The following is a 25588-nucleotide window of genomic DNA, read 5'->3' as shown; positions in this document are numbered from 1 at the left end:
AGGCAAAGAGACAGCCGGTGCCAGCCGGACTGTCTCTTGCTTGATTCATAACACTAGTTAGGAAGTGATTCCTGTGCAGAATAATAAACAACATAAGATCTCAATTGCCATGGTCCTCCTATTTGGATTCATCCTAATTTTTACAGCAACTGATGGTTTCCAGGCATATACGTTAGAGACAGCCAGAACCAATGCATTGCGCGCTGAGCAGCCTGCCTTTCCGGAAGTAACGTTGGAAGACAGTAAAGAGCGGATCTATTCTTTCGATGAGTTCGCTGGCAAGTATGTATTCATCACCTTCATCTACACAGCATGTATGGATGTATGTCCGGAGCTGGAGATGAATCAAGCCCAGGTATACAACTCCATCCCGGCAGAGTATATCGGCGAAGATATTGTCTTTCTCAGTATCAGCTTCGATCCAGAACAAGATGATCCGGCAGCGTTGGAAAAATACCGGATGATGTTTAACAGTGACGGTGAGACGTGGAGGATGGCGCGCATTTCGGATCAACAGGAGTTGAACCGGCTGTTGGATGAATTTGGTGTGGTGGTCATTCCGGATCAGAATGGTAATTTCACTCATAATTCTGCATTTTACCTGGTAGACCCAGAAGGGAATCTGGCAGATGTGATGGATTATACAGATATCGAAGGGGCTGCTGCAAAAGTAAACAATACCTTGGATAAGGGGAGAGAAAGATGAAACAGGCTGGTTATAGTTTAGCACTCTATATATTTCTAATGCTCCCCCCGGTAGTAACTTTGGCGGAATCTATCATGGCCATTCATATGCATATGCAGATGCCGTTGTTTGTCATCGCTGGTATGTTGATGGCTCCATTCTTCCAGAAAAAGTTCCCTGGATTGTTTTCTAAGTGGAATCAGGATGGAGTGCCGGGAATATTGTTGTTTATGATCATCATGCTGTACTGGCTGCTTCCTCGTACGATGGATGAAGCACTTACCATTCCAGCTGTAGAAATCTTCAAGTTCATCAGTCTACCATTTCTTGCTGGTGTACCGCTGCGGGACAGTTGGAGCAAACTTACTGGCATGTGGAAGAATGGTGTGTACATTACTTCTGCTGCTGCGTGCGGAATTATGGCCTGGCTTTATATTGCTTCGCCAACTCAGTTGTGCAACAGCTATCTGATTGTTGAACAGAAAACACTTGGCTGGGCATTCTTGTTTCTTGCTATCAGTATTCTTATATATTTCATCCAATTATTGTTCATCGACCGATCAGAATATGAGTAAACCGGCACTGAAAGCATTTGCTGTCAGTGCCGGTTTTTTGGGTTTGAAAAGGAGGAATTGCTTGCTGCTTAAACTATCTCATAAGATCCTGCAGGAGCCCACCATAAAAATGCCCTCCGTCTTCGTTTTCCTGCCGATAATCAGTCGAAGATCGGCAGGGTGACGAGGATGGAGAGCATAAATACAATGGTAAGGTAATTGACCGAGTATAAAAAGTTCCAATAAGCCCATTTCCTGTGTTCATCTGTAAACAAGCCACGGATCGATAAAACCAGCCATGCTGCATTCAATATTGTAACGATCACCATAAATGGCACTCCCAGTGCGGGCAGCAGGAAGGGAAGGGGGAGCAGTGTCGCCACGTATATGGTCATCTGCCGCTTGGTTACATCCATTCCATGCACTACAGGGAGCATTTTGACGCCGGCTGCCTTGTATTCATCATGCTTTCTGATGGCAATGGCAAAGGTATGCGGTATCTGCCAGATGAATAGAAGGAGAAAAAGTGTCAGAGGTACAATATGAATGGCTGAATCGACTGCTGACCAGCCAATCAAGGGAGTTACTGCTCCTGAAATGCTCCCGATTACGGTGTTCAGTGTATACCGGCGTTTGGACCACATCGTGTAGAGGACAACATAAGTGAACCAGCCGATCCATGTATAAAAAACCGTTTCCCAAGTAGTGAATAATAGAAGGATGAAACCGGCAATTGTCGCTCCAATGCCGATCCGGAGCACCGTTTTCAAAGAAAAGCTTCCAGTGACGGTCGGCCGATGTTTCGTTCGGTCCATTACCGTGTCAATATCCGAATCATACCAGTTGTTGAGAATAAGTGCTCCGGCCATCACCAAGGTGCTGCCGGCCATGGTCAACAGGAAGCTACCCCAAAATTCGCCGAACGAGGCGTCAGTGAAATGCAGGGCCAGCCAGAAACCGGCAAACACTGGCAAGGCATTGGCAATGAGGACACCTGACTTGACTAATGCTTTTATATCAGTGATAAGATTGCTTTGTTGTTTGAAAGTTTTCGAAGATTTATGACCCCCGGAAACGTTCATGTATTCATTTCCCATTAAATTCCCACCTTTAAAGGACTACCTATCTATTATATCACGGAGAGAAAGGACACTCTAACTTTAATTGGAGGATTTATTGGATGTTACGCGAATAGTAATTGCAGGGGTTATATAGAGGGGGAGGATTTTGCTTATGGATTTACAGCCTCAGCCGGTGAAAGACGCGAATCGTCTGGAATGGCTGGACGCAGCCAGGGGGTTTGCCATATTTGGAATTTTCATCGTGAATATCGGCACTTTTTCAGCACCATATTTCATCTATGGAGGGCAATGGGAAGCATGGCCGTCTTCCATAGACCAGTGGACACTCCGCATGATTGATATTTTCTTTCAGGCGAGCTTTTATACCATGTTCTCCATTTTGTTCGGGTTTGGATTCCAGCTGATGAACGAAAGGCTTCAGGAAAAAGGAATTAGGGTAAAACCTTTTCTGGCCAGAAGGTTATTGATCCTTATCGGATTTGGATTGGTTCACGCTTTCTTGATTTGGCATGGGGATATTCTTCTCTCTTATGGGAGTATCGGACTGTTGATGCTTTTGTTCCTCAGAGTGAAGGAAAAAACGTTGCTACTTTGGGCTATGGCTTTGCTGCTGGGCAGTGCAGCCCTCTTTACATTGGGTCTGTATGCGGCCCGTGATTATCTCGATCAGACATTTGAATCGGAGATCCAGCAAGCATTTGATAACTATCAAAGTGGAAGCTTGACGGATATTTGGGGTCAGAATCTCAGAGATTGGATGTTTTCCAATGCTGGGTCATTTCTCATCCTGATCTGCATGCTGCTGCCAATGTTTCTGATTGGGATGTATCTAGCGAGGAAACGGATCTTCCATAAACCGGAGGAATCAAAAGCATCCCTGATGAAAATATGGGGAATCATGCTGCTGCTTTTTATGGTGTTGAAGGCAGGACCTTACATATTCGGCAATCCGACTTGGTTCTCTTATATACAAGATAATATTGGAGGGACCGCCTCGGCGTTATTCTATATAGCAACCTTTGCCTTGGCTGCGCAAACAAAGGTGGGACGGCTGGTCATTCGGCCGTTCAGCTTGGTTGGAAGGATGGCACTGTCCAATTATATTTTCCAGTCGGTTGTCAGTGTGGTGATCTTCTATGGCATCGGACTAGGGTTGTATGGATCCGTGTCTCCCTCTTCCACTGTCCTGATTGCTGCAGGAATTTTCATCATACAAATCATGCTCAGTAGATGGTGGATGGCCCAGTTTCGTTTCGGGCCGCTTGAGTGGATCTGGCGTAGTTTGACCTATAATAAGAGGCAGCCATTTCGGCGTAAGAATGGAAAAGAAGCATGAAAAAAGGAGGTGTCCCTACAGTGGGGACACCTCCTTTTTCGATTTTTAGCCTTTCAAAACTTCTTTGATATGGCTGATCGCCCAATCCAGGTCTTCCTTGTCGATGATCAATGGTGGTGCGAAGCGGATGACATTTTCATGGGTTTCTTTACAGAGAAGTCCTCTTTCTTTCAGCTCTTCACAGTAAGGACGGGCTGCTTCTGTGAGTTCAACACCGATGAACAGACCCTTCCCACGTACTTCCTTGATTTTTGGATTGTCAATGGATTGTAGCTCTTCTTTCATATAATTACCGAGTTCCAGGGAACGGTCGGCAAGTTTCTCTTCTTCCAACACTTCTAGAGAAGCGATAGATACAGCACATGCCAGCGGGTTACCGCCGAAAGTGGACCCGTGGGAGCCTGGATTGAAGACGCCAAGGATATCCTTATTGGCTACTACACAGGAGATAGGGAATACTCCGCCGCCCAGTGCCTTGCCGAGGATATGCATGTCCGGTGTGACATTCTCCCAGTCACATGCGAACATCTTACCGGTTCGTGCAAGACCTGCTTGAATTTCATCAGCGATGTAGAGAACATTATTTTCCTTACATACATCATATGCTTCTTTCAAAAAGCCTTCTGGAGGCATGACGATTCCAGCTTCTCCTTGGATCGGCTCGAACAGGAAGCCAGCAGTGTTTTCATTGATGGCCGCTTTCAATGCTTCGATATCACCATAAGGAATGACTTTGATTCCTGGCAGCATTGGACCGAATCCACGCTTATTGTCCTCATCGGAAGTGAGGGAAACGGCTGTCATGGTACGTCCATGGAAGTTTCCTTCACAAGCGATGATCTCTGCTTTGTTCTCTTCCACTCCTTTGACATCATAAGCCCAACGGCGTGCTGCTTTGACAGCTGTTTCGACAGCCTCAGCCCCTGTATTCATTGGCAATGCCAGCTCTTTATTCGTCAGCTTGCAGATCTTTTCATACCATGGTCCCAATTGATCGTTATGGAATGCACGGGAGGTAAGAGTAACTCGATCTGCTTGTTCCTTCAATGCTTCAATGATTTTTGGATGACGATGCCCTTGGTTCACTGCCGAATAGGCACTGAGCATGTCCATATAGCGGTTGCCTTCAGGGTCTTCCACCCAAACACCTTCCGCTTTAGCTACGACAACAGGAAGTGGATGATAATTCTTCGCTCCGAATTCCTGTGTTTGGTCGATAATTTCCTGACTCGTACGTACCATACTATCCCTCCGATAACTTATAAATAAATATACTTTTCTAGTATAACAGTTTTTTAATATTTTTACTTCTCCAGGGAGCTTAAAAATTCTTTAAAATGATTTTTCGGATGGTCCATGATATTATGGCAGTAACATGAAGAAGGAGGACTGGATGATGATACATACGCACATCACCTCATGGGTGCTGCTGATCATCCTGCTTGTTGCCGCAGTAGCGCTGTACAAAGGCGGAAACGGCAAGGCGGGCAAAATCGTCCACATGATTTTACGATTGGACTATTTACTGGTACTTTTTACAGGCATCATGCTGCTCTGGAATTATCTTTCCAATCCAAGCATGCCGATTCTGGCTGAAGCAATCACCAAAGGGTTGGCAGGACTATGGGTCATTGCAGCAGCAGAAATGATTATGGGGAAAACAAAGAAGGAAAAACCGGCAAGAGGTCCATGGATCCAGCTGGTGATCGCCATTCTGCTGGCACTGATTCTCGGGTTCGGCCGTCTGCCATTGGGAATCTCCCCTTAATAGAAGCTGTCTCTCCGGAGACGGCTTTTTTTGTGGGTCCTCGCAATTGAAATCACTAACGACATAGATGTAAATCTATCACATGTCTTGCCGATAAACCCGCGCTTCGACAGATATTGCATCCGCTCCGACAAAAATACTTCGCTTTCCGTGGGCACGGCTTCAGTCTCCTCAGAAGCAAAGAACGCTTCTTCCGGGGTCTTCAGACTCGTGCTGTTCCCACAGGAGCCATTCCTGTTAATGAAGGAATAGCCTATTGCATAAAGAAAGACCCTCCGTTATGATGCAGGTGCCACCAACTCATAACTAAGGAGGATCTTTACATGCATCATAATAGAAATTCGCGTATTGAACAAGTGAATGAACAAATTCTAATTGTTGGAGTGGACATCGCTAAAGCGACTCACTACGCATGCGCTGTCGATGATCGTGGGCGTGAATTGAGTAAAAGCTGGAGGATAAAACAATCCCGCCAGGATTTCGAAGCTTTTTACACAACTCTCATGAAACTTGTAGAGACACACGGCAAAGAGCGGGTCTTGGTCGGCTTTGAACCAACGGGCCACTATTGGATGAACCTTGCAGAATTCCTAACGGACTACGATATTCCTTTTGTATTAGTGAATCCTCATCACGTGAAGAAGTCCAAAGAACTTGATGACAATCTGCCAAGCAAGAATGATAGGAAAGATGCCCGGCTCATCGCCAAAAATGATCACGTATGGTCATTACAGTATTCCTAGGGAACAAGGCACCGTTGAGGCTGAATTACGCAAAGGCACAGCTTTTCGTAGTCGCCTTAGAAAAGATCTATCTTCCATTCAGAATCGTATACGACGTTGGTTAGACCTTTACTTCCCTGAATTTCAATCTGTTTACAAGGGACTAGGCAAGCAAGCTTGCGCGATTCTAAAAGACACTCCATTGCCTGTCGACTTCTTGAATGTTTCACCTGTAGAGATGACTCAAGCCCATCGTGAAGCTGGACATACCTATCTTCCGCAAAAGAAAGTCGAACAGCTGATGCATCACGCTGAGCACTCCATAGGCATACAAGAAGGATCTGAAATGGCCAGAATGGAAATCAGTATGCTTATCAATCAATTGGAAAGTATGGATTATTGCATGCGAATAAAGCTTTTAAAGCTCTCTATGACTATTATATCTCTCGCAGAGAGAATCCTTTGACAGGCAAAGAGTCATTGGTTGTTCTATCGCGAAAGTTGCTTCAAATATGTCATGGCTTGTGTAAGCACGGCCGAAAGTTTGATATAGACCATATGATGCAGGATATGCCTTTCCTCGTTGAGTCTAAAGCAGCTTAGGGTTTTTCATCCCTGAAAAACAATCCAGACACGGAGAAGTCGGCCATACCAAGACTTCAGACAGTCCGCGAGGATTAGTCCATGCAGGAGCAGTTGCCGACCTCTGCGTTAGGGTAAGACCCAACGAAGGAATGTAGGCACTTGATGCCAGGAGATATGGGAGGGTAAGTCCCCTAAGATGCAGAGATCCAATGTGCCTATAAAGTATATGATGGGAGAATATACCAATCTCCCACCGCAACGTGTTAAATGAGTGATGAAACAAACACAATGTACCTTTACAAAAAAAATTTAATTCAAAAAAAAGCGTTTAAAGGCCCAGCAGAATAACTTTTCCTGAGGGAGTCTACGTATTTTGTCTCCGCTTGGTGTAGTTTTCTGGTAATCGGATGAACGTCGGTCATGGAATCAATGTCTAGTGAAGCTTTCTCACTAAAAATCAAATTTATGAGAATGCCTAATACTTCCATTCTACGGGAACAGGCGTCCACTGAAGTATAACCACCAACCAGCGGAGGAAATCCACGAGACTCCTGCGGGAACCGTGACCAGAGTGAGATCCCGGAGAACGCCAGTTCGAGGAAGCTCACGGGTCACCCGCGGAAAGCGAAGTGGAGTTTCCGCAGCGGCATAGGTGGCACCCCCCAAGGCTTGTTGAATAGCGCGAGGAAGGTTCATCCGTTTTCAGTTCGAGGAAGCTCACGGGCCACCGGTGAAAAGCGAAGGGGAATCCCTGTAGCGGTAGGAGAAGCACAATTACGAAATACCAAGCAGCCAATCAGCACAAATAACATATAACAGCCGCTATTTTGAAGGATTTTCAACAATGAGGGAATTCATGTTGACTATTTGCCAAAAAGGTTAATAATGGAACAAGACTGATATTATTTTTTGGAGGACAGATGATGAGACAAACGATATGGCTATTCCTCGGCCTTTCACTTTTTTTGCTGGGCAGTTTGCCTGTACAGGCAGAAGAGCAAAAGGTAAATGAAGAAATTATTTATAAAATCATGGTGGACCGTTATAACAATGGAGACAGCAATAATGACCAACAAGTGGATATCGACGACCCGGATACTTACCATGGAGGCGATCTGCAGGGGATCATCCAGCGGCTCGGGGAGTTGGAGCAAACCGGCGTGACCACAATCTCCCTGTCTCCAATCATGGCCAATGCAGAAAACGGATATCATGGATATTGGATAGAAGACTTTCAGCAGATAGAAGAACAGTATGGTACGATGGAGGATTTACATCAGCTTATTGATGAAGCACATCAGCATGACATAAAGGTGGTCCTTGAATTTGTGACCAATTATGCCGCAGAGGATCACCCGCTTTCTGTAGAGTCGGCAGCATCTGCACTTGCCGGGGAAGATGTGGACCCAACTTGGGCCGAACAGGCTGCCGTACTGGATCAGGAAGATGAACGCGTACGAAACATGCTTCGGGAAGCAGCTGACTTTTGGATGGAAGAAACGGATATCGACGGTTTCTATCTTCATGCTGCCGATCAGGCTTCCATGGACTTCCTGGCTGATTTCACCCAGTATATAAAAGGAAAAGATGAAGAATTTTACTTGTTCGGCAATATACTCGCACAAGAAGACAGCAAGGATATCCTTATGGAAAATACGGAAGTGGACGCTGTCGATAATCTTCATATGCAAGAGGTGTTGCGTGAAACGTTTGCAGAGGTGGATCAACCAATAACGGAGGTTTATGAAGTGTGGGAGGAGAACGGAAGGGAATCCGATATCGTGTTCATGGACACTTTCTATACCGACAGGTTTACTCAGATCTTTGCTGAAAATGGCCGTAACAACTTAACAGCATGGACATTGGCTCTAACCTATCTGTATACTTCACCTGGTGTACCGGCTATTCTTCAGGGGACAGAGCTTCCGATGTATGGGGAGGGAGCTGAAGGCTCGCAGCGACTGGTGCCCCATAATAGTGGAGAACCAGAGGTGAAGGAATTTCATGATCGTATTTCCTCGTTACGGGAAGAATTCGATGTACTGGTCCATGGCGATTTTGAACTGGCCGGCTCCAGTGGTGCAATGAGTGTGTTCAAACGCACCTTTGAAGGTGAAACAATGTATATCGCTATCAACAATGGAAGTGAATCAGGGGTTGTTCCCCTCAGTGAAGTTGGTTCCGGCAAGCAGCTGAGGGGATATCTCGCAGACAATATTGTGAGGGAAGATGAAAACGGCAACCATAAAATTGGTATACCGAGAGAATCGGTAGAGGTATATGCCATCGAGCCAGATGCCGGTCTCAACTGGAGTCTGATCGGCTTTGCTGGTGGGGTTATTCTATTGTTTACCGGTGGCGTGGTTTACTTGAGTCTGAAACAAAGGAAAAGAAAAGCATAGATAAAAAAGTGCGCAGGGCGGTTTCGTTTGATACTGTCCTGCGCACTTTTTGCCTTTTAGCCGTTGACAATGGTTCCGCCATTCACATGAAGCATTTGGCCGGATACATAGCTGGAATCATTGCTGGCGAGATAAACATAAGCCGGAGCAAGTTCGCTTGGCTGGCCGGGACGCTTCATTGGTGTATTTCCACCGAACGCATCCACTTTCTCTTTACTGAAAGAAGCTGGAATGAGTGGTGTCCAGATTGGTCCTGGTGCTACGCCATTCACGCGGATGCCTTGCTCGGCCAACTCTTCGGAAAGAGATCTGGTAAAGGAAGTGATGGCACCTTTGGTGGCGGAGTAGTCGATCAAATCTTTGCTTCCTTTATAAGCAGTAATGGAAGAGGTGTTGATGATCGAACTTCCTTCTTTCAAGTTAGGGAGCACAGCTTTAATCATATGGAACATGCTGAAAATATTGGTTCGGAAAGTACGTTCCATCTGCTCACTCGAAATATCCATAAAGCTTCCCTGCGGATGCTGTTCGCCCGCATTATTGACCAGGATATCTATTCTACCTAATTTATCCAGCACTTCGGTGGCAGCTGCTTCACAGAAGGATTGGTTGCCGACATCTCCATCGATCAGCAGACATTTCCTGCCTTCTTTCTCTACCAGATTCTTTGTTTCTTCTGCGTCTCCGTGTTCGTCCAGATAGACGATTGCCACGTCTGCTCCTTCTTTTGCGTAATGGACACTCACTGCCCGGCCGATACCACTATCGCCGCCTGTAATGATAGCGACCTTTCCCTCCAGTTTTCCGCTGCCTTGGTAATCATCACGGATGTACACTGGTTCTGGATGCATATCATTCTCAAAGCCAGGCTGGCGCTCCTGTTGCTGGGCTGGTGGTGTCTGTTGACCGTTGTTGTATTCCATTTCTGACATGATATATCCTCCTTACATTATCCTTTCTCTCAATGTACCCGAATGGAGGAATTTCAATCCTAACGGCATAGTCCGGAATAGGAAGAGAACCTCAGGGAATATGTTACAATCACAAAAAAAACCCCCGGTTCAGGGGCTGGTTGAGACACGTTCATGGGCGGATACTGCGCCTTCTGCGTTAAGGCGCGAATAGATTCTGCGATACTTGCTGATATCTATTTCTCCAGAGATATATTTCTGCTGGTAGTAATCCAATAAATCATCAAATGTTTCCGGTGCGTGGTTTTTTTCAAGTTCATAAGCGTCGAGCAGTTCAGTAATTCGCATCCGTGTTCCCCTCTCCCATAACATAATTTCTACATTATATGAGGGGGGTGTCCATTTGATGCAATGCTTGGACAAAATGGCCTCAGAGTTTTAAGAACCCGTCTCCAGGAATCTCCCTTGTGAGTGAGCAGAGTCTTGTAGTATTGGTGATGCAACTCCTTAGAGTCAATACGGTGTTTGAAAAATCCCGTCGGAAGGTAATAGATACATGATACTGGATGCTGTCAGTAACCAAAGGATTGCTGGCATGCAAGTCGGGCCGATCTTATCAAGAGGGCCTTCAGCCTAAGGCGGGATAACTGGTTTCCTATAGTAAAATCCGGACCCTGGAGACTCTGGGATCCGGATTTGGCAGTTACTGATTCGTATCGTTCAAGAAGAAGAGGGCGATCGTTCCCGGTCCGGCATGTGCTCCAACGGTGGAACCTACCATCTCGATCACGATATCTTTGACATCGAACTTGGCTCTGATCATGCCGGCCAATTCTTCTGCTCGTTTGAGGTCATCACCATGGCTGATGCCGATCGTCTGATCCTTCAGGTCGCTACCCCGCTCTTCCATTATTTCCAGCATGCGGCTGAACAGTCGCTTGGACCCGCGCACCTTCTCGAGGGGAACGAGTTTTCCGTCATCTACATGAAGAATCGGCTTGATTTTCAGCAGGGAACCGAAGAACACCTGCGACTTGCTGACACGCCCGCCACGGTAAAGATATTCTAAATCGTCAACAGTAAAGATGCTTTCCATATGTTGCGCATGATGGGTACCAGCTTCGATAACCTCCGTCACGGATGCACCTTCTTTCGCCAGTTTGGCTGCATGGAGACATACCAGTCCGTACCCAATGGAAACGCACTTCGTATCAACGATATGGATGGGTGCTTCGGGAAATTCATCTTTCACTTCCTGTTCCATCAATTTGGCGGTCTGGTAGGTGCCGGATAATTCAGATGACAAAGCGAAGTATACTAATGCTTGATTATTCTCTGCATAAGATGTGAAAATGGATTTGAACGTTTGTGGAGAGACTTGGGAAGTTTTTGGACTTTTACCTTCCCGCATGGCGTTGTAGACTTCTACTGGTTCAATTTCCAACCCGTCCTTGTATTCTTTTTCGTCTAGATGGACGGTTAAAGGTACCATTTCCATGTCATATTCGCTATAATGTACTTTTGATAAATCACTTGCAGAGTCGGCAAGAATTTTAACAGTCATTCTTTCACCTTCATTTCTCAAATAGGATGATACTTTCCTTTAGTTTATAGGGATTGTACATGTTAGTCAAAATATAATCCAAGCAGAACAGACGTCAAGGAGGCTGCCATGTTTTTAGTTGAAGCAAAGCGTATATTTATTGTAATCATCGGCGCAATATTAAATGCCATTTCATTGAACTTTTTCCTGATCGGGGCCAACGTATATGCCAGCGGCTTTACCGGGGCAGCACAGCTAGGTGCAAGTGTTTTCCAGGATTTCCTCGGTTTCGGCATCAGTACTGGTATCCTGTTGTTCATCTTGAACATACCTGTAGGAGTGCTCGGTTGGTTTAAAGTAGGCAAGGGATTCACTATCTATAGCGTGATATCCGTATTTGTCACCACCTTAGCACTGGAAGTATTGCCAGTGATCAGTTTCTCTGAAGACTATATCCTGAATGCCGTGTTCGGCGGGGTCATTGGTGGTACAGGTGTCGGGCTGACGTTGCGGCACGGTGCTTCCACTGGCGGAATGGATATCATCGCCATGGTACTCTCCCGTATGAAAGACCGGCCGATCGGTTTTTATTTCCTCAGTCTGAATGCTGTCATCATACTGTTTGCCGGGATCTTATATGAACCGGAGAACGCGTTATATACATTACTGACATTGTATGTAACGACAAGGGTGATTGATGCGTTCCACACCCGTCACGAAAAATTGACGGCTATGATCATCACACACAAAGCAGTGGAAATGCAGCATGAAATCCATAAGGCCATGGTGCGGGGAATCACCATCTTGCCGGCAAAAGGGGCCTACACCAACGCCGATCAAAACATGCTCTACCTGGTCATCACGCGCTATGAGCTCTATGATCTCGAGCGCATCATTAATGAAGTCGATCCAAAGGCATTCACCAATATTGTACAGACAACCCAAGTGTTCGGCGTATTCCGGAAAGATTAACGATGCTAATGTATAATGTGGACGTTTAAGAAAAGGAGATAGAACAATGAAGCACATTCTGATCCTTTTTGCAGCTGTGGCCTTTTTAGTGGGATGCAGCGGCGGGGACGAAACAGAAGGTACGGAAAATCAAGCAGCAGAACAGGAGAGTAGTCCTGCGGTAAGTTTACGAAACATTGATGTCCTCACAACTGGTGGGGAAATCCAGCTGACGGCAGAAGCAAAGACCACAGAAGACGAAATCTATTACAAGATGGAGCAGGGGGAAACACTCCTGGTGGAAGAGACGGGTTTTTCTCCGGAAGAATCAGAACAGGAGTGGGGAGAATTTCAATTGAACATCGAAATGCCAGAAGAACTTGATCCCTCTGATGAAGCTGAAGCGCCCATCATTACCATTTTTGCTAAAGATCAGCAAGGAGAACTGGTCAATCCCAACTATATCCCAGTTGACATGAATATGGATGAATAGAAAAAATCCAGCCTTTTACAAGGCTGGATTTTTTCACTATGTATCAGTAGCCATAGTTCTCGATGACTTCGATCACTTTAGGGGAAAGCTGTTCCCACTCAGCATCGAATTGTTTATTGACTGTAATGAAATTTTGGTAGCCGAATACGTTGTCTACGCCATTCAGCTGCATCAGTTCATTTAAAATTTCGTATTCGCTCGTATCCCCAGGCATAACGGATACACTGCTGTCACCTTGGAAAATCAGCTTGTCCGTCGTAAATTTCAGGGCATTGGGGTTTGGTGTTTCTTCTGCACGGATTCCCATTATTCATCCCTCCTCATCATACTTAATTCTATATTAGCAGAAATCACGCGAAAGAGAAAAGATTTGATAAGTAAGCCCCCGCTATCACGTAACGGAGGCTTACTTCCGCATATGGCAAACCCGTTTCATCACCAGAATGAAGTGGCATTCGCCTGCGTGGTATTCCCGTTCTACCTGTGTTACTGCAATTTATTATGCTGTTTCAGCTGCTGTTCGAGCTGTTGCAATTCTTGCTTTTCCTGTGGGGTAGCTTCATTATATGCGGCTTGGATGGCGTTTTGTGCAGCTTGCTGCTCTGCCTGGCTCGGGTTGCCGTTGTTATTTCCTTGCATCATGTTCATTACGGCATTTCGTGCTTGTTGAAACATGTTGTTGTTATTGTTTTGCACCGAAAACCCCTCCTCAAGTGTGTTTACTGCTTAGCCGCGTTCCCTTATGGTGTCAGAGAGACGGGAACGATATGGAAACTTTTCCGCATGCTTCTTGACGGATTCAGCACCTTGGTGGCTGAATCGTTTAGATTTGCTGCGTTTTCCCACCGGAAACTCCTCCTTGGAGATACAGCGTATTGTGAACGGAAATGAGAAAAGTGAACGCTTTTCAACGTCCACTCCTAGTATGGTTCGTACTCGAACCCATTAGTCTTGGTAAAAATCGGGATTAAAAGGACTTTTTCTTAAGATTTAAATACTCTTCCAGGAACAGGCCGATTCCATCTTCTTCATTGGTTTTGGTTATGTGTTTGGACACGGTTTTAAGCTCGGGTATGGCATTGCCCATCGCCACGCCAACTCCTGCATAATCGATCATTTCCAGGTCGTTGTCTTCATCGCCGAATGCAATGATGCGATTCTGTGGGATATTGAAATAATGGGCGATTTTCTGCAGTCCGACTGCTTTGTTGATGCCTTTTTTTACAATTTCGATTATATTCCATGGAGCACCCCATTTACGGTGTTCAATCAATTCGGCATGGTAGTCATCCAGGTGGTTCCTGAGTGTATAGATGTGGTCTTCCTTCGGATGGATCAGTACGGAAGTTGGATCAGTATCCAGCTGATTTTTCACTTTGCCGATCCGAAAAGGGGTGTCTTGGCCGCCTTCTTGGAAAATATCGATAATCTGCTCATCATATTCATCAAGGTAGACATCATCCCGAACTTCGGCAAGGATATTCTTTACATCGAGATCATAACAGACATCAATGATTTTTTTAGCCGTCGTCAATGGCATCGGATTATGCAGGGCCTCCCACTTATTGTCATTTGGATGGTGCACCAGGGCTCCATTAAAATTGACCATTGGGGTGTTCAACCCCAGGTTATGATAATAATCAATGCTGGCACGGTGAGGTCTCCCGGTGGCAATGACAACAACATGGCCTTCCAACATGGCTTGAAGAACCATTTCCCTTGTATGCCAGCTGATTTCTTTTTTATCAGTTAAAAGCGTTCCATCTAAATCCAAAGCAATCAAATGTTTTTTATTTTCCATATTTTCACCTCGTATTTAATAAGTGTATAGGCGGTGGGTAAAGTTGTAAAGTAATACTCAGCTGCAAAATTTGCAAAAGTCTATTCCCCCCTATTAGAATGAAGAAATAATGAAAAAAATAGAAAAAGGGGACGGACGAATGATCGCTATACATGAAGAGACGATAAAAGGGATTCCCTGCTTGGTTGTGGTGGATGCTGTTCGGAAAGACGATGCTTTGCCGACAGTAACCTATTTCCACGGCTTTACAAGTGCAAAAGAGCACAACCTGCCACTTGCTTATCTGCTGGCTGGAAAAGGATTCCGGGTAGTACTTCCTGACAGTAAGTTTCACGGTGAAAGAGAGGGGGGAGAATCCGACATGAAAAAGCAGGTCTCCTTCTGGGATATCGTCATCCAAAACGTCAAGGAACTGAAAGATATCAAGGATCATCTGGAAACATCCGGCCTGTTGGAAGACGGTCGCATAGGTGTTGCCGGAACAAGCATGGGCGGGATCACTACATCGGCAGCACTCGCCCAGTATCCTTGGATCCGTACTGCCGCCGTGTTAATGGGTTCCCCCAAGATTACCGTGTACGCGAAAACATTGGTGGAAAGTTTCAAAAAGGTAGGGGACCTTCCTATCACGGAAGATATGATCGGCAGTCTGTATAAACAGTTGGAAGACTATGACTTGTCGGAGAATCCGGAAAAGCTTAGCCAACGGCCGTTGTTGTTCTGGCATGGAGAAAGTGATGCCGTGGTGCCGTTCGATCATTCCTTTACATTTTATGAACAAGTAGAAGGGGAATATACGGACAAGGACAAGATCCAGTTCATAAAAGAGGAGAACAGAGGACATAAAGTTAGCCGGCAAGCTGTGTTGGAGACTGCCAAGTGGTTTGAAAAACATCTGTAGAATGGATGCAATGTGTGATTTAAATCATTTATTAAACAGTCGAAATATGTTTAAATAGAAGTACAGATGATACGAGGAGGTAAATCCATGGAAGAGGCAATGAAGGAAAATCTGATGGGCGCATTGGAGAATGTTATTGACCCGGAATTGGGAATCGATATTGTCAATCTTGGCTTGATATATGATGTCGACTTGAATGAAGAGGGTCTTTGTACAGTGACGATGACCTTGACGGCAATGGGCTGTCCGCTGTCTGCCCATATCGAACGTGATGTGAAGATGGCGCTGGATGACATTCCGGAAGTAAAAGAAGTCGAAGTGAACATTGTATGGAATCCGCCTTGGGACAAACATATGATGTCCCGCTACGCCAAGATTGCTCTTGGTATTCCGGATTAATAAAAAAAGAAAAAGCTGGTCCGCTTCTTGAGCGGGTCAGCTTTTTTTAATCCGTCTGCTCTTCTGGGAGCAATTCGGAAGCGTTCAGATAACCATTTCCCTGTACATTGGGAGGTTGTCCTATATCTTCAGACGCCTCTAACAACAGCGTCTTTATATCGTCTGGTGACCGTTCTCTGTCCTGTTCCAGCAATTGGGCGGCGACCCCAGCACAAATCGGTGTAGCCATTGAGGTACCTGACAAGGAAATATAGTCTGAACCCACACGAGCCCCTTTATTGGTTTTATCAATGAAAGAACCTGGTGATCTTAGGGAGACAATATTGACTCCTGGTGCTAGCAAATCCGGTTTAACTTCTTCATCTATGGTCGGTCCGCGACTTGAAAAGTCTGGTACTGTCACATCCGATCGTTGAGCCGTATCATTGTCATCAACCGCGCCGACCGTAATGATCATCGGGCTGATACCCGGGCTTGCAATCGACTGTGGGTCTGGCCCTGAGTTGCCGGCTGCGGCAAATACTGCAATACCACTCTGCCATGCACGATTCACCGCCTGTACGGCAGGATCATCCTCCGCCGATTCTACCGCTTCCGAACCGAGGGAAAGGGATAGAACGCGAATGTTATATGCGGATTGGTTATCAATACACCACTGGATACCTTCGATAACCGTTGAAAGTGAACCAGCTCCCATTTTGTCGAGTACCTTTACACCGACCAAGTTAGCTTCTGGAGCCGGTCCCTGATATTGTCCGGCAGACTGAGCGCCATTACTGGCCGCATCTCCTGCACAATGAGTACCATGCCCATTATCATCATACGTTTCGCTTCTGCCATTGACTAGGTCGGAGAAACCGAGGATGCGGTCTTCCAGGTCTGGATGTGGATGGATGCCAGTGTCTACAACGGCAATGGTTACATCTTTCCCGGTCCATCCAGCTTGCTGAAGTTGGTCTGCATGAATGGAAGGGACAGCGGTATCCAACAGAGCTGTCATCTTTCGGTCATAGTGGATTTTTTTGATATGGCTGCAGTTTGTAAGAAGATATTCAATATTCTCTACAGAGGTTTTAGCGGAACAGCTGGAGATTAGCGGAAGCTCACGAAGCTGGCTGCATTTACCTTGGATTTCACTCATCCCAGCCGTAAAAGAATTTGATTCAAACTCGATAAGGATCGGCATTTTTTTCACTTTTTTCCTGAATATTTCAATGGGACGATGCAAAAAACAGGGGATAGAGCGGAATGGACGGTAAAAACCGATCAATTCTTGCCGGACGGTCTTATCGACTTTATTACCATTTTTCCGCAGCAGTTGAATCATGGAGAAGTTCAGCAAAAAATCACCTCCTCTCTCAGAAAAGTACGTGCACTAGCATCGTACGTATCTGGATGAAAGGAGGAATGGGGAAGGTTTCCTATAGATGGAGGAAATAGGCAGAAAAAGGGTTATTCTCCCACGTTTTCTCCCATTTGCTGCAATTTGCGGATGGATTCATCGAGCATTCTGCCATAGAGATCAAGAATCGATTCGCCATAGTTATCTCCTGGCACTGCCCATTTTCCGTTCAGCTTTACCCAAGAGGGAGCTGAACCTCGATCTACCAAATCAAATCGGGGATCCGTCAATGGAAACCTGTCAGGAAGAGGTTCATTGGAAGCATACGCATAAAGGTGTTGAATGTGGGCAAGGACACCCTCTCTTGGAGAATCAAAGCTTGCGCCGGGATTATTGTTTCCTGTCGCCCCGATTCCAGCGAAGTTGTTCTGTTCGGGCTGTACGGTACCCGTAAACTGGAAGAAGTCTGTCTCATGCATCGCCTGAGCGAAGGCGATGTCTCCCCTGATTCCATAATATTCACCGATTTCAAGGTAATGGCCCCCCAGTTCTGGAGCAGCCGGATTGATTTCTAATGCATATTGGTCCATCAATTCTGGGGATAGATAGGTTGCCCCGAAAATCGAATACCCTTCTGGTTCTTCTTCTGTACCAGTGCCCATGGAGTATAGGAATGCATCTTCCACACCAGCATTTTTAACTTGTTCCAGTCTGATTTCGGCATTTCTCCTGGAAGAAAAAGCACCTGCCTGTACGCGGTACCATTGGGCGCCAGAAGTTGTAAATGGAACAATGAATGACTCGATTCCCTGCAACTGAAGATCAGCTGTACGCTGTTCGGCATTTTCCCTTGATTGAAAGGAGCCGGCGATCACCTTATAAAGAGTGCTGGTATCTTGCTTTTTTTGCAGGTCAAAAGCTCTTGCAAGCCCATTGACATGTGCCTGTGCAATACGTTGCCGCCATGCTGGGTCACTGATCAATCTGGCATCTTGCTCATTGTCGAGGAAGCCGTTCTCTGTGAGAAGAGCGGACATCGAGCTTTCCCGTAACACGTGGAAGTTTGCCTTTTTCCTGCCACGGTCCTTTAACTGATTCACTTCTGTGATTTCTTCATGCATGATATCCCGGTACCGGGCAGTAGAAGAGGATTCTGATAAACCGCTATAAATGTAATCCTCATACCCCTTCGCTGATCCGTTGAAAGCATTACAATGAATACTCAAATAGTAATCAGCCCCCCAGGCGTTCGCCTCTGTGGTACGCTGATCCAGGCTTTTGCTGACGTCCGTGGTACGGCTCATACGAACTTCCACCTCTTCATAATTGTCCGTGAGAATGCTCCGAATTTGCCGGGCGATATCCAAGACAATGTCTTTTTCCAACATCCCATTGCCCTGTGCACCCGGATCAGTCCCTCCATGGCCGGGGTCGAGATATAGTTTCATAGAAATCCTTCCTTTCCGAAAATAATGGAATCCAGTTATATACTATGGTAATAAAGTACTAGAAAATTGGGCGGCATCTAATTTTCTTTGTGAAAAAGGGGTTTCTTAGTTTTACAGGGTGAATGACAGGCGGAAATTTCTTTGATTCTCAGCTCATACCCTCGATATGCATGCCTACTTGTCGTAGAATTCCGCTTCTCCTGCCGAAAGTAATCTGCACCTGTCGACATTCCACCAGATGATGGAGGTTATCCCACAGCCACACGATATGCCAGGCAATTACCTCTCCGCAAATTCCATAGGCAAAAAATACCACGAAAAACTGAATGTGTGATAATTATCACATCAATTACTATCTATTAAATTTATTATGAATAAATAAACTAATTCATCATTCGACAAAAACTGCGTAAATACGCATAGGAGGAAGTTAGATGTCAGGACCTGGCTTAAAGCATGTGGACAGCCACTCCGCCATTCACGAGGCAGCCCTTACAGAGGCCATGGAATTAAACGAACTTCTTGAGCGGTTGCTGTTAGATGACCGGAAGGAGCAAGCATTGGAAGTAGCATATGTTGGGGTTGAACACTGGGAAACACGGACATTGAGACATGCCAAGGAAGAGGAAGAGGGACTTTACCGGGAACTACTTGAAGAATATCCGGAAATGAAGGACCAGATTACAGCCTTGACCAGGGACCATGAACTTTTGGGACTCCTCATTGAGGAGATCAAAGAATTGCTTGATACAGAAGGAGCGAGTGCTGAGGTGCTGACTCGTTTTCAATCCTTGGTACATGTTGATTTGCTGCACAATCAGGCAGAGGAACGCATTTTGCCGGAGCGCTAGTAAACCATATGGTCTTCTGTCGACATAGGAGGTACAGACAATGGAAGAAATAACAGAAAAGAAAGCAAAGTTTCTTCGGGTCCTTTCTCCGAAGCTCTATCGATTTCTCACAAGTCAGCTGGAAGAACAGTTCCACATCCACTCGTATGATATACAGCTGGAAGGCATACAGGAGGAAAATGGCATACTTGTCATCCTGCAGTATGGAGAAGGTTTTACCCATGTAGAGGAAGAGGTGTTCTCCATGGACGAGATTGAGCAGGAAGGGGAAGACTTGCAGGATTTTGTGCAAAGGACAGGGGAAGCCTGCCGGGAAGTCATGATTGCCGACTACTATAAAATGGTGAAACCTTAACATATAGAAGAAGGAGGATGCTGCTTGTTTTTCTTTGAAGAGGATGCAGGATTTGTAGAAGACCGGGAAGATTTGATTTCCATTTTGAAAATGCGTTTTGGGAAGGTTCCTCCCAAAGTTGTCGAATCCATTTATGAGATGAATGATTTGGATACTCTGGAGCGGCTGATCCTGGTGGCAGCAAATGCCCCAAGCCTCAAGGTTTTTCTGGAGGAATTGGAAGAGGGGGAAGGAAGCTTCCGTATTACCGGAGAGCGGTTCAACCCGCTTGCCAGCATGCTTGAAGAGGAGGATATGAATGGAGCGAAAAACTAATAAATTGTTCCAGTCATTAAGATATCTCCGTGAAGGAAAACGGATTAATGATGGGTGGACGGAAGAGAGCCCGCGGCCCAGAGACTCCGAGGATATCTACCGTAGAAGATGGCAGTATGACAAAGCCGTCCGTTCTACCCATGGGGTGAACTGTACGGGTTCCTGCAGTTGGAAAATCTATGTCAAGGATGGCATCATCACCTCGGAGACACAGCAGACGGATTACCCTACCACCGGCGATGACTTTCCAGAGTATGAGCCGCGTGGATGTCCAAGGGGAGCAAGCTTTTCATGGTACACATATAGCCCGATCCGTGTGAAATATCCCTATATCCGCGGGGACCTTTATGAATTGTGGAAAGCCGAGAAAGCGGAAGGCTATGGCCCTGTAGCTGCCTGGGAAAACATTGTCAACCATCCGGAAAAACGGGAGAAATATGTGAAAGCGCGAGGAAAAGGCGGCTTTGTCCGGGCGGATTGGAGGGAAATGTGCGAAATCATTGCAGCATCGACCATCCATACCATCAAGCAGTACGGGCCTGACCGTGTAACAGGGTTCAGCCCGATACCAGCCATGTCCATGGCCAGTTACTCAGCGGGAACCCGCTTCCTGTCGTTGATTGGCGGTACCATCCTCAGCTTCTATGACTGGTATGCCGATCTTCCGCCCGCTTCGCCTCAAGTGTGGGGGGAACAAACAGATGTGCCGGAAAGTGCCGACTGGTATAACTCCAAATACTTCATCATTTGGGGAACGAACCTGCCACAAACACGGACACCTGATGCACATTTCATGGTGGAATCCCGCTACAACGGCACAAAGGTTGTTGGCGTGAGTCCGGACTATGCGGAGTACGATAAATTTGCCGACCTATGGCTTCCTGCTAAGGCCGGAACCGACGGGGCAATGGCAATGGCAATGACGCATGTCATCCTGAAAGAATTTTACGTAAACAAACAGACTCCGTACTTTATCGATTATGTAAAGAAATTCACGGACCTTCCGTACTTGGTACTTTTAGATGAGGATGAAAAAGGAATCCGTTCCGACCGCTTCCTGCGTACGGCAGATCTTGGCAGCGAAGAAGAGCTTGGGGAATGGAAAACACTGGTTTGGGATGCCTCCACGAAACAGCCTGAAGCACCGAATGGCAGTCAAGGACACCGGTGGGACGGCAGCAGCAATTGGAACTTGGAATTGGAAAAAGAAGATGGATCCTTCATTGATCCCCAGCTGAGCTTCATCAATGAATCCGATGAAACAGCTATGGTCCGCTTCCCTAATTTTTCGGGAGAAAGCGGAGGATCGGTCGAACGCGGTGTACCGGTGAAACATATTACAGATAAAGACGGCAACGTGCGAAAAGCTGTCACCGTCTATGATTTGATGATGGCCCACACGGGGGTGAACAGAGGCCTGCCGGGTGATTATCCAAAAGATTATAACGATCCGAAGGCATACACACCTGCATGGCAGGAGGGGATCACCAGTGTGAACCGCAACCATGTAATCAAAGTGGCCAAGGAGTTCGCCGACACGGCTGCACGCACCAATGGAAAATCAATGATTGCGATGGGCGGTGGAACGAACCATTGGTATCACAGTGACCAAATCTATCGTTCCATTCTCAATCTAGTACTGCTTACCGGTTCCCAAGGTGTGAATGGCGGGGGCTGGGCCCACTATGTCGGACAGGAAAAAGTACGACCGCTTGAGGGGTGGCAGCAAATTGCCTTTGCAGGCGACTGGCAAAAGCCTCCGCGTCATCAGAATGGTACGTCTTTTTTCTACTTTGCCACCGACCAATTCCGTTACGAAACTAATATTGATAACGGAGACGCCGAGTGGGGCGGCAAATATAATAATATGCATCCTGCTGATTTGAATGCAATGGCTGTACGGATGGGATGGCTGCCATCTTTTCCGCAATTCACCCAGAATTCCATTGACCTGGTAAAGGAAAGCAAGGAACGCGGGGCAGAGACGAATGAAGATGTGGTCCAGGATGTCGTCCGTCAAATCAAGGATGGAAAGATAGATTGGTCCATTGAAAACCCGGATGATCCGAGAAACTTTCCTAAGGTGTTTTTCAACTGGCGTTCCAACCTGCTGGGTGACAGTGGGAAAGGACATGAATATTTCGCCAGGCATCTGATCGGTGGGGAAGACCAGGTGCTGACCGATACGGAAAATTCCTGGCAGCCGGAGACGATCAATGTTCCGGAAGAAGCTCCAAAAGGTAAAACGGATTTATTCGTCAGTGTCGATTTCCGGATGACCAGTTCCGGGCTGTTCTCCGACATTGTGCTTCCAGCTGCGACCTGGTATGAAAAATATGATCTCAGCAGCACAGACTTGCACCCATTCGTCCATCCGTTCAACCCGGCCATTTCTCCACCATGGCAGGCGAAAAGCGACTGGAATACTTTTCGTGAAATAGCGAAAGTATTCTCCGAGCTGGCCGAAGAACATCTGCCGGCAACGGAGGAATTGATGATGACACCGCTGGCACATGATACCCCGGGAGAAATCTCCCAGGCTCTTGGCAAGGTCAAGGATTGGCGCAAAGGAGAGACTGAGCCGGTACCAGGCAAGACCATGCCGAATCTGCAGGTCGTTCAGCGGGATTACCCGAGGGTTTATGAAAAAATGACAACAATCGGACCGGAAATCAAGAAAGGCTACGGTTCCAAAGGCGTTACAATTCCAGGTGAAGAAGTATATGAAGAGCTTGGAAAGCGGGTTGGTATTTCAAGGCGTGAAGGAATAGGCAAAGGGCTGCCAGATCTTTATACGGACAGGCAAGCGATCGAAGCCATCCTGTTGATGTCGGGTGCCACCAATGGCAAGCGGGCGACTGCTGGATGGAAGTCACTCGAGAAGAAGACTGGCCAGGACCTATCCGATATTGCTGAAGGTAGGGAAGAGGAGGAATTCAACCTCAACGATCTGACCGTTCAGCCAAGGCACGCTATCTCCACACCAGTATGGAGCGGACTGGAGAAAGACAACCGGAGGTATTCGCCATTTACTGTCAATACAGAATACAACATTCCTTGGCGGACATTGACAGGCAGACAGAGCTTTTATCTGGACCATGAGATGATTTTAGATTTCGGGGAAGGCCTGCCACTGTACATTCCGCCGCTAGCACATCGACCGTTCCTGGAAAATGAAAAAGGGGTGGAGGAGAACGGAGAATCGATTACCGTCCGTTACTTGACCCCCCATCAGAAGTGGGGCATCCATACCATGTTTACCGATACGACACAGATGTCGACCCTGTTCCGCGGTTGGCAGACGGTATGGATGAATGAAAATGATGGGCATGCAATTGGACTGAAAGATAATGACTGGATTGAAGTGTACAACCGGAATGGTGCTATTTCTGCAAGGGTGGTCTTGACCTACCGTATCCCACAGGGAATGGCTTATATGTATCATGCGCAGGATCGTACGCTAGGTGTACCGGGCACCTCCATCAATAAAAAGCGGGGCGGAACCCATAACAGTGTGACCCGGATCTCTTTGAAACCGACGCATATGATCGGCGGCTATTCACAGCTGAGCTATGGATTCAACTACTATGGACCGACCGGCCATCAGCGTGACACGATGGCAGTCATCAGAAAACTGAAGGAGGTAGATTGGCTTGAGGATTAAGGCACAGGTAGCGATGGTGATGCACTTGGATAAGTGCATCGGCTGTCATACATGTTCCGTCACGTGCAAAAATACGTGGACAAATCGTCCGGGAACAGAATACATGTGGTTCAACAATGTGGAAACCCGTCCAGGTCCCGGTTATCCGAAAAGCTGGGAGGATACCGATCGTTACAAGGGCGGCTGGGAAATGAAAAACGGGAAGCTGCGGCTCAAAGCCGGCGGTCCCGTTTCCAAACTCGCCAAGATTTTCTATAATCCAAACATGGCCACAATGGAAGACTACTATGAACCATGGACATATGATTATGATAACCTTCTTCATAGCCCGAAAAGGGAAAATCTCCCTGTCGGCAGGCCGAAATCCCAAATAACCGGTAAATATATGGACAAACCGGAATGGGGCTCCAACTGGGATGATGACCTGGCGGGCGGCAGTGAGGTCGTTCCGCTGGACCCGAACGTACAGGAACTTCAAGAACACATTTCCATGGAATATGAGAAGACTTTCATGATGTATCTTCCGAGGATTTGTGAGCATTGCTTGAATCCATCCTGTGTCGCATCCTGTCCATCCGGTGCGCTATATAAACGTGATGAAGACGGGATTGTTCTGGTTGATCAGGATGCCTGCCGTGGTTGGCGTTTTTGTATGAGCGGCTGCCCGTATCACAAAGTTTATTATAATTGGAACACTCATAAAGCAGAGAAATGCAATTTCTGTTATCCGAGAACAGAAGCAGGGCTTCCTACTATCTGTTCAGAAACCTGTGTCGGAAGGATCCGTTATATTGGGGTAGTGCTCTATGACGCGGACAAGGTAAAAGAAGCGGCATCTGTAGAAGACCCGCAGGATCTCTATGAAGCTCAGCTTGGCTGTTTTCTTGATCCTTTTGATCCGGATATACAGGAAAAGGCAAGAGAAGCAGGGATCAATGACGCTTGGATTGAAGCTGCACAGGAATCTCCTGTCTACAAAATGGCAATTAAATGGAAGATCGCTCTTCCGCTCCACCCTGAATACCGCACCATGCCTATGGTATGGTATGTACCACCGCTCAGTCCGATCATGAACCATATCACCAATGAAGATGAACTGAGTACAGACGGGTATATTCCTGCCGTCGATCAAATGAGGATACCGATGGAGTATTTGGCATCATTGCTCTCGGCAGGTGATAAGGAAGTAATCCGTAAAGTTCTGTTGAAACTGACAGCAATGCGTGTGCTCATGCGTGGACAGACGGTCGGTGATGTGGATGAATTCAGACAGAGTGAACTCGTGCAAGAGGCGGGAACCACACCAGAAGAACTTCAAGATATGGCCAGACTGCTGGGGATTGCGAAATATAATGAGCGTTTTGTCATTCCGACTGGAAGAAGAGAAATGGATGATGACAATTATTATGAACAAGGTGCCTGCAGCTTGGAAGACTTGGCTCCGCCAGAAGGTGTCATGGCTACCTTCGGGAGGGATTAA

26 protein-coding genes are annotated in these 25588 nt (G+C 46.5%); 16 read left to right on the top strand and 10 right to left on the bottom strand.

Annotated elements, in window-relative coordinates:
• The first annotated feature begins 73 nt into the window (after positions 1-73).
• Both ACFOGI_RS10370 and ACFOGI_RS10365 read left to right on the top strand, forming a co-directional pair.
• Complete coding sequence (locus ACFOGI_RS10370; RefSeq protein ID WP_390272078.1) at positions 74-706, top strand: SCO family protein; 633 nt, start codon at positions 74-76, stop codon at positions 704-706.
• Positions 703-1260: a hypothetical protein gene (locus ACFOGI_RS10365; RefSeq protein WP_390272076.1), complete on the top strand. Its 558-nt coding sequence runs from the start codon at positions 703-705 to the stop codon at positions 1258-1260. The genes ACFOGI_RS10370 and ACFOGI_RS10365 overlap by 4 nt, the downstream gene beginning before the upstream one ends.
• 140 nt (positions 1261-1400) lie before the next feature.
• Here ACFOGI_RS10365 and cyoE read toward each other — a convergent pair whose 3' ends face one another.
• Positions 1401-2336: a heme o synthase gene (gene cyoE, locus ACFOGI_RS10360; RefSeq protein WP_390272074.1), complete on the bottom strand. Its 936-nt coding sequence runs from the start codon at positions 2334-2336 to the stop codon at positions 1401-1403.
• A gap of 136 nt (positions 2337-2472) precedes the next feature.
• Here cyoE and ACFOGI_RS10355 point away from each other — a divergent pair, with 136 nt between their 5' ends.
• Positions 2473-3657: a DUF418 domain-containing protein gene (locus ACFOGI_RS10355; RefSeq protein WP_390272072.1), complete on the top strand. Its 1185-nt coding sequence runs from the start codon at positions 2473-2475 to the stop codon at positions 3655-3657.
• Positions 3658-3702: 45 nt separating this feature from the next.
• Here ACFOGI_RS10355 and ACFOGI_RS10350 read toward each other — a convergent pair whose 3' ends face one another.
• The gene (locus tag ACFOGI_RS10350) at positions 3703-4899 is read right to left on the bottom strand and encodes an ornithine--oxo-acid transaminase (RefSeq protein ID WP_390272070.1); all 1197 of its coding nucleotides are present in this window, start codon (positions 4897-4899) and stop codon (positions 3703-3705) included.
• A gap of 154 nt (positions 4900-5053) precedes the next feature.
• Here ACFOGI_RS10350 and ACFOGI_RS10345 point away from each other — a divergent pair, with 154 nt between their 5' ends.
• The 4 genes from ACFOGI_RS10345 to ACFOGI_RS10330 all read left to right on the top strand — a co-directional run bounded on the left by ACFOGI_RS10345 (position 5054) and on the right by ACFOGI_RS10330 (position 9134).
• Positions 5054-5425 (top strand): YisL family protein, encoded by a 372-nt coding sequence (locus ACFOGI_RS10345; RefSeq protein WP_390272068.1) that lies wholly within the window; start codon positions 5054-5056, stop codon positions 5423-5425.
• A gap of 323 nt (positions 5426-5748) precedes the next feature.
• Positions 5749-6168, top strand: a complete 420-nt coding sequence (locus ACFOGI_RS10340) for an IS110 family transposase (RefSeq protein ID WP_390272066.1) — start codon at positions 5749-5751, stop codon at positions 6166-6168.
• Positions 6083-6613 carry a hypothetical protein gene (locus tag ACFOGI_RS10335; protein ID WP_390272064.1) on the top strand — a complete coding sequence of 177 codons (531 nt, stop codon included), beginning with the start codon at positions 6083-6085 and terminating at the stop codon, positions 6611-6613. The genes ACFOGI_RS10340 and ACFOGI_RS10335 overlap by 86 nt, the downstream gene beginning before the upstream one ends.
• Before the next feature lie 1042 nt (positions 6614-7655).
• Positions 7656-9134, top strand: a complete 1479-nt coding sequence (locus tag ACFOGI_RS10330; RefSeq protein ID WP_390272062.1) for an alpha-amylase family glycosyl hydrolase — start codon at positions 7656-7658, stop codon at positions 9132-9134.
• 56 nt (positions 9135-9190) lie between these two features.
• Here ACFOGI_RS10330 and ACFOGI_RS10325 read toward each other — a convergent pair whose 3' ends face one another.
• The 3 genes from ACFOGI_RS10325 to ACFOGI_RS10315 all read right to left on the bottom strand — a co-directional run bounded on the left by ACFOGI_RS10325 (position 9191) and on the right by ACFOGI_RS10315 (position 11609).
• Positions 9191-10057 (bottom strand): SDR family oxidoreductase, encoded by an 867-nt coding sequence (locus ACFOGI_RS10325; RefSeq protein WP_390272184.1) that lies wholly within the window; start codon positions 10055-10057, stop codon positions 9191-9193.
• Between the two features lie 138 nt (positions 10058-10195).
• Positions 10196-10393: a YppF family protein gene (gene yppF / locus ACFOGI_RS10320; protein ID WP_390272061.1), complete on the bottom strand. Its 198-nt coding sequence runs from the start codon at positions 10391-10393 to the stop codon at positions 10196-10198.
• A 355-nt stretch (positions 10394-10748) separates the two neighbouring features.
• Positions 10749-11609, bottom strand: coding sequence for a DegV family protein (locus tag ACFOGI_RS10315; RefSeq protein ID WP_390272059.1), 861 nt, complete (start codon positions 11607-11609; stop codon positions 10749-10751).
• Positions 11610-11717: 108 nt separating this feature from the next.
• Between ACFOGI_RS10315 and ACFOGI_RS10310 the strand changes: the two genes are divergently transcribed.
• The gene (locus tag ACFOGI_RS10310; RefSeq protein WP_390272057.1) at positions 11718-12560 is read left to right on the top strand and encodes a YitT family protein; all 843 of its coding nucleotides are present in this window, start codon (positions 11718-11720) and stop codon (positions 12558-12560) included.
• A 46-nt stretch (positions 12561-12606) separates the two neighbouring features.
• Positions 12607-13032, top strand: a complete 426-nt coding sequence (locus ACFOGI_RS10305) for a hypothetical protein (protein WP_390272055.1) — start codon at positions 12607-12609, stop codon at positions 13030-13032.
• A gap of 43 nt (positions 13033-13075) precedes the next feature.
• On the opposite strand, the gene ACFOGI_RS10300 is transcribed toward ACFOGI_RS10305, so the two are convergent.
• The 3 genes from ACFOGI_RS10300 to ACFOGI_RS10290 form a co-directional block, all read right to left on the bottom strand.
• On the bottom strand, positions 13076-13339 hold the full coding sequence (locus ACFOGI_RS10300) for a NifU N-terminal domain-containing protein (RefSeq protein ID WP_390272053.1): 264 nt from the start codon (positions 13337-13339) through the stop codon (positions 13076-13078).
• 179 nt (positions 13340-13518) lie between these two features.
• Positions 13519-13728, bottom strand: coding sequence for a DUF3813 family protein (locus tag ACFOGI_RS10295; RefSeq protein ID WP_390272051.1), 210 nt, complete (start codon positions 13726-13728; stop codon positions 13519-13521).
• Positions 13729-13999: 271 nt separating this feature from the next.
• The gene (locus tag ACFOGI_RS10290) at positions 14000-14833 is read right to left on the bottom strand and encodes a Cof-type HAD-IIB family hydrolase (protein ID WP_390272049.1); all 834 of its coding nucleotides are present in this window, start codon (positions 14831-14833) and stop codon (positions 14000-14002) included.
• A gap of 139 nt (positions 14834-14972) precedes the next feature.
• On the opposite strand from ACFOGI_RS10290, the gene yjfP reads away from it, so the two are divergent.
• Together yjfP and ACFOGI_RS10280 are read left to right on the top strand one after the other, a co-directional pair.
• Positions 14973-15734 (top strand): esterase, encoded by a 762-nt coding sequence (gene yjfP, locus ACFOGI_RS10285; RefSeq protein ID WP_390272182.1) that lies wholly within the window; start codon positions 14973-14975, stop codon positions 15732-15734.
• 87 nt (positions 15735-15821) lie between these two features.
• Positions 15822-16133 carry a metal-sulfur cluster assembly factor gene (locus tag ACFOGI_RS10280; RefSeq protein ID WP_390272047.1) on the top strand — a complete coding sequence of 104 codons (312 nt, stop codon included), beginning with the start codon at positions 15822-15824 and terminating at the stop codon, positions 16131-16133.
• A 46-nt stretch (positions 16134-16179) separates the two neighbouring features.
• Here the strand turns inward: ACFOGI_RS10280 and ACFOGI_RS10275 are convergent, their stop codons facing one another.
• Positions 16180-17475: a S8 family peptidase gene (locus ACFOGI_RS10275; protein WP_390272045.1), complete on the bottom strand. Its 1296-nt coding sequence runs from the start codon at positions 17473-17475 to the stop codon at positions 16180-16182.
• A gap of 110 nt (positions 17476-17585) precedes the next feature.
• The gene (locus ACFOGI_RS10270) at positions 17586-18923 is read right to left on the bottom strand and encodes an N-acetylmuramoyl-L-alanine amidase (RefSeq protein ID WP_390272043.1); all 1338 of its coding nucleotides are present in this window, start codon (positions 18921-18923) and stop codon (positions 17586-17588) included.
• A gap of 434 nt (positions 18924-19357) precedes the next feature.
• Between ACFOGI_RS10270 and ACFOGI_RS10265 the strand changes: the two genes are divergently transcribed.
• Genes ACFOGI_RS10265 through narH form a run of 5 tightly spaced genes read left to right on the top strand, consistent with a single transcriptional unit; the run spans position 19358 to position 25588 of the window.
• Positions 19358-19774 (top strand): hemerythrin domain-containing protein, encoded by a 417-nt coding sequence (locus tag ACFOGI_RS10265; protein ID WP_390272041.1) that lies wholly within the window; start codon positions 19358-19360, stop codon positions 19772-19774.
• Positions 19775-19814: 40 nt separating this feature from the next.
• Positions 19815-20129 carry a hypothetical protein gene (locus ACFOGI_RS10260; RefSeq protein ID WP_390272039.1) on the top strand — a complete coding sequence of 105 codons (315 nt, stop codon included), beginning with the start codon at positions 19815-19817 and terminating at the stop codon, positions 20127-20129.
• A 24-nt stretch (positions 20130-20153) separates the two neighbouring features.
• A complete protein-coding gene (locus ACFOGI_RS10255; protein ID WP_390272038.1) occupies positions 20154-20444 on the top strand; it encodes a hypothetical protein in 291 nt (96 codons plus the stop codon).
• A complete protein-coding gene (locus tag ACFOGI_RS10250; RefSeq protein ID WP_390272036.1) occupies positions 20428-24108 on the top strand; it encodes a nitrate reductase subunit alpha in 3681 nt (1226 codons plus the stop codon). Before ACFOGI_RS10255 ends, ACFOGI_RS10250 begins: the two co-directional genes overlap by 17 nt.
• Positions 24098-25588: a nitrate reductase subunit beta gene (gene narH, locus ACFOGI_RS10245; RefSeq protein WP_390272034.1), complete on the top strand. Its 1491-nt coding sequence runs from the start codon at positions 24098-24100 to the stop codon at positions 25586-25588. Before ACFOGI_RS10250 ends, narH begins: the two co-directional genes overlap by 11 nt.

Source organism: Virgibacillus xinjiangensis (assembly GCF_042643145.1).
Taxonomy (GTDB): domain Bacteria; phylum Bacillota; class Bacilli; order Bacillales; family Amphibacillaceae; genus Virgibacillus_O; species Virgibacillus_O xinjiangensis.
The sequence above is the reverse complement of the archived record's forward strand: the minus strand, read 5'-3'. Positions and strand labels throughout refer to the sequence as shown.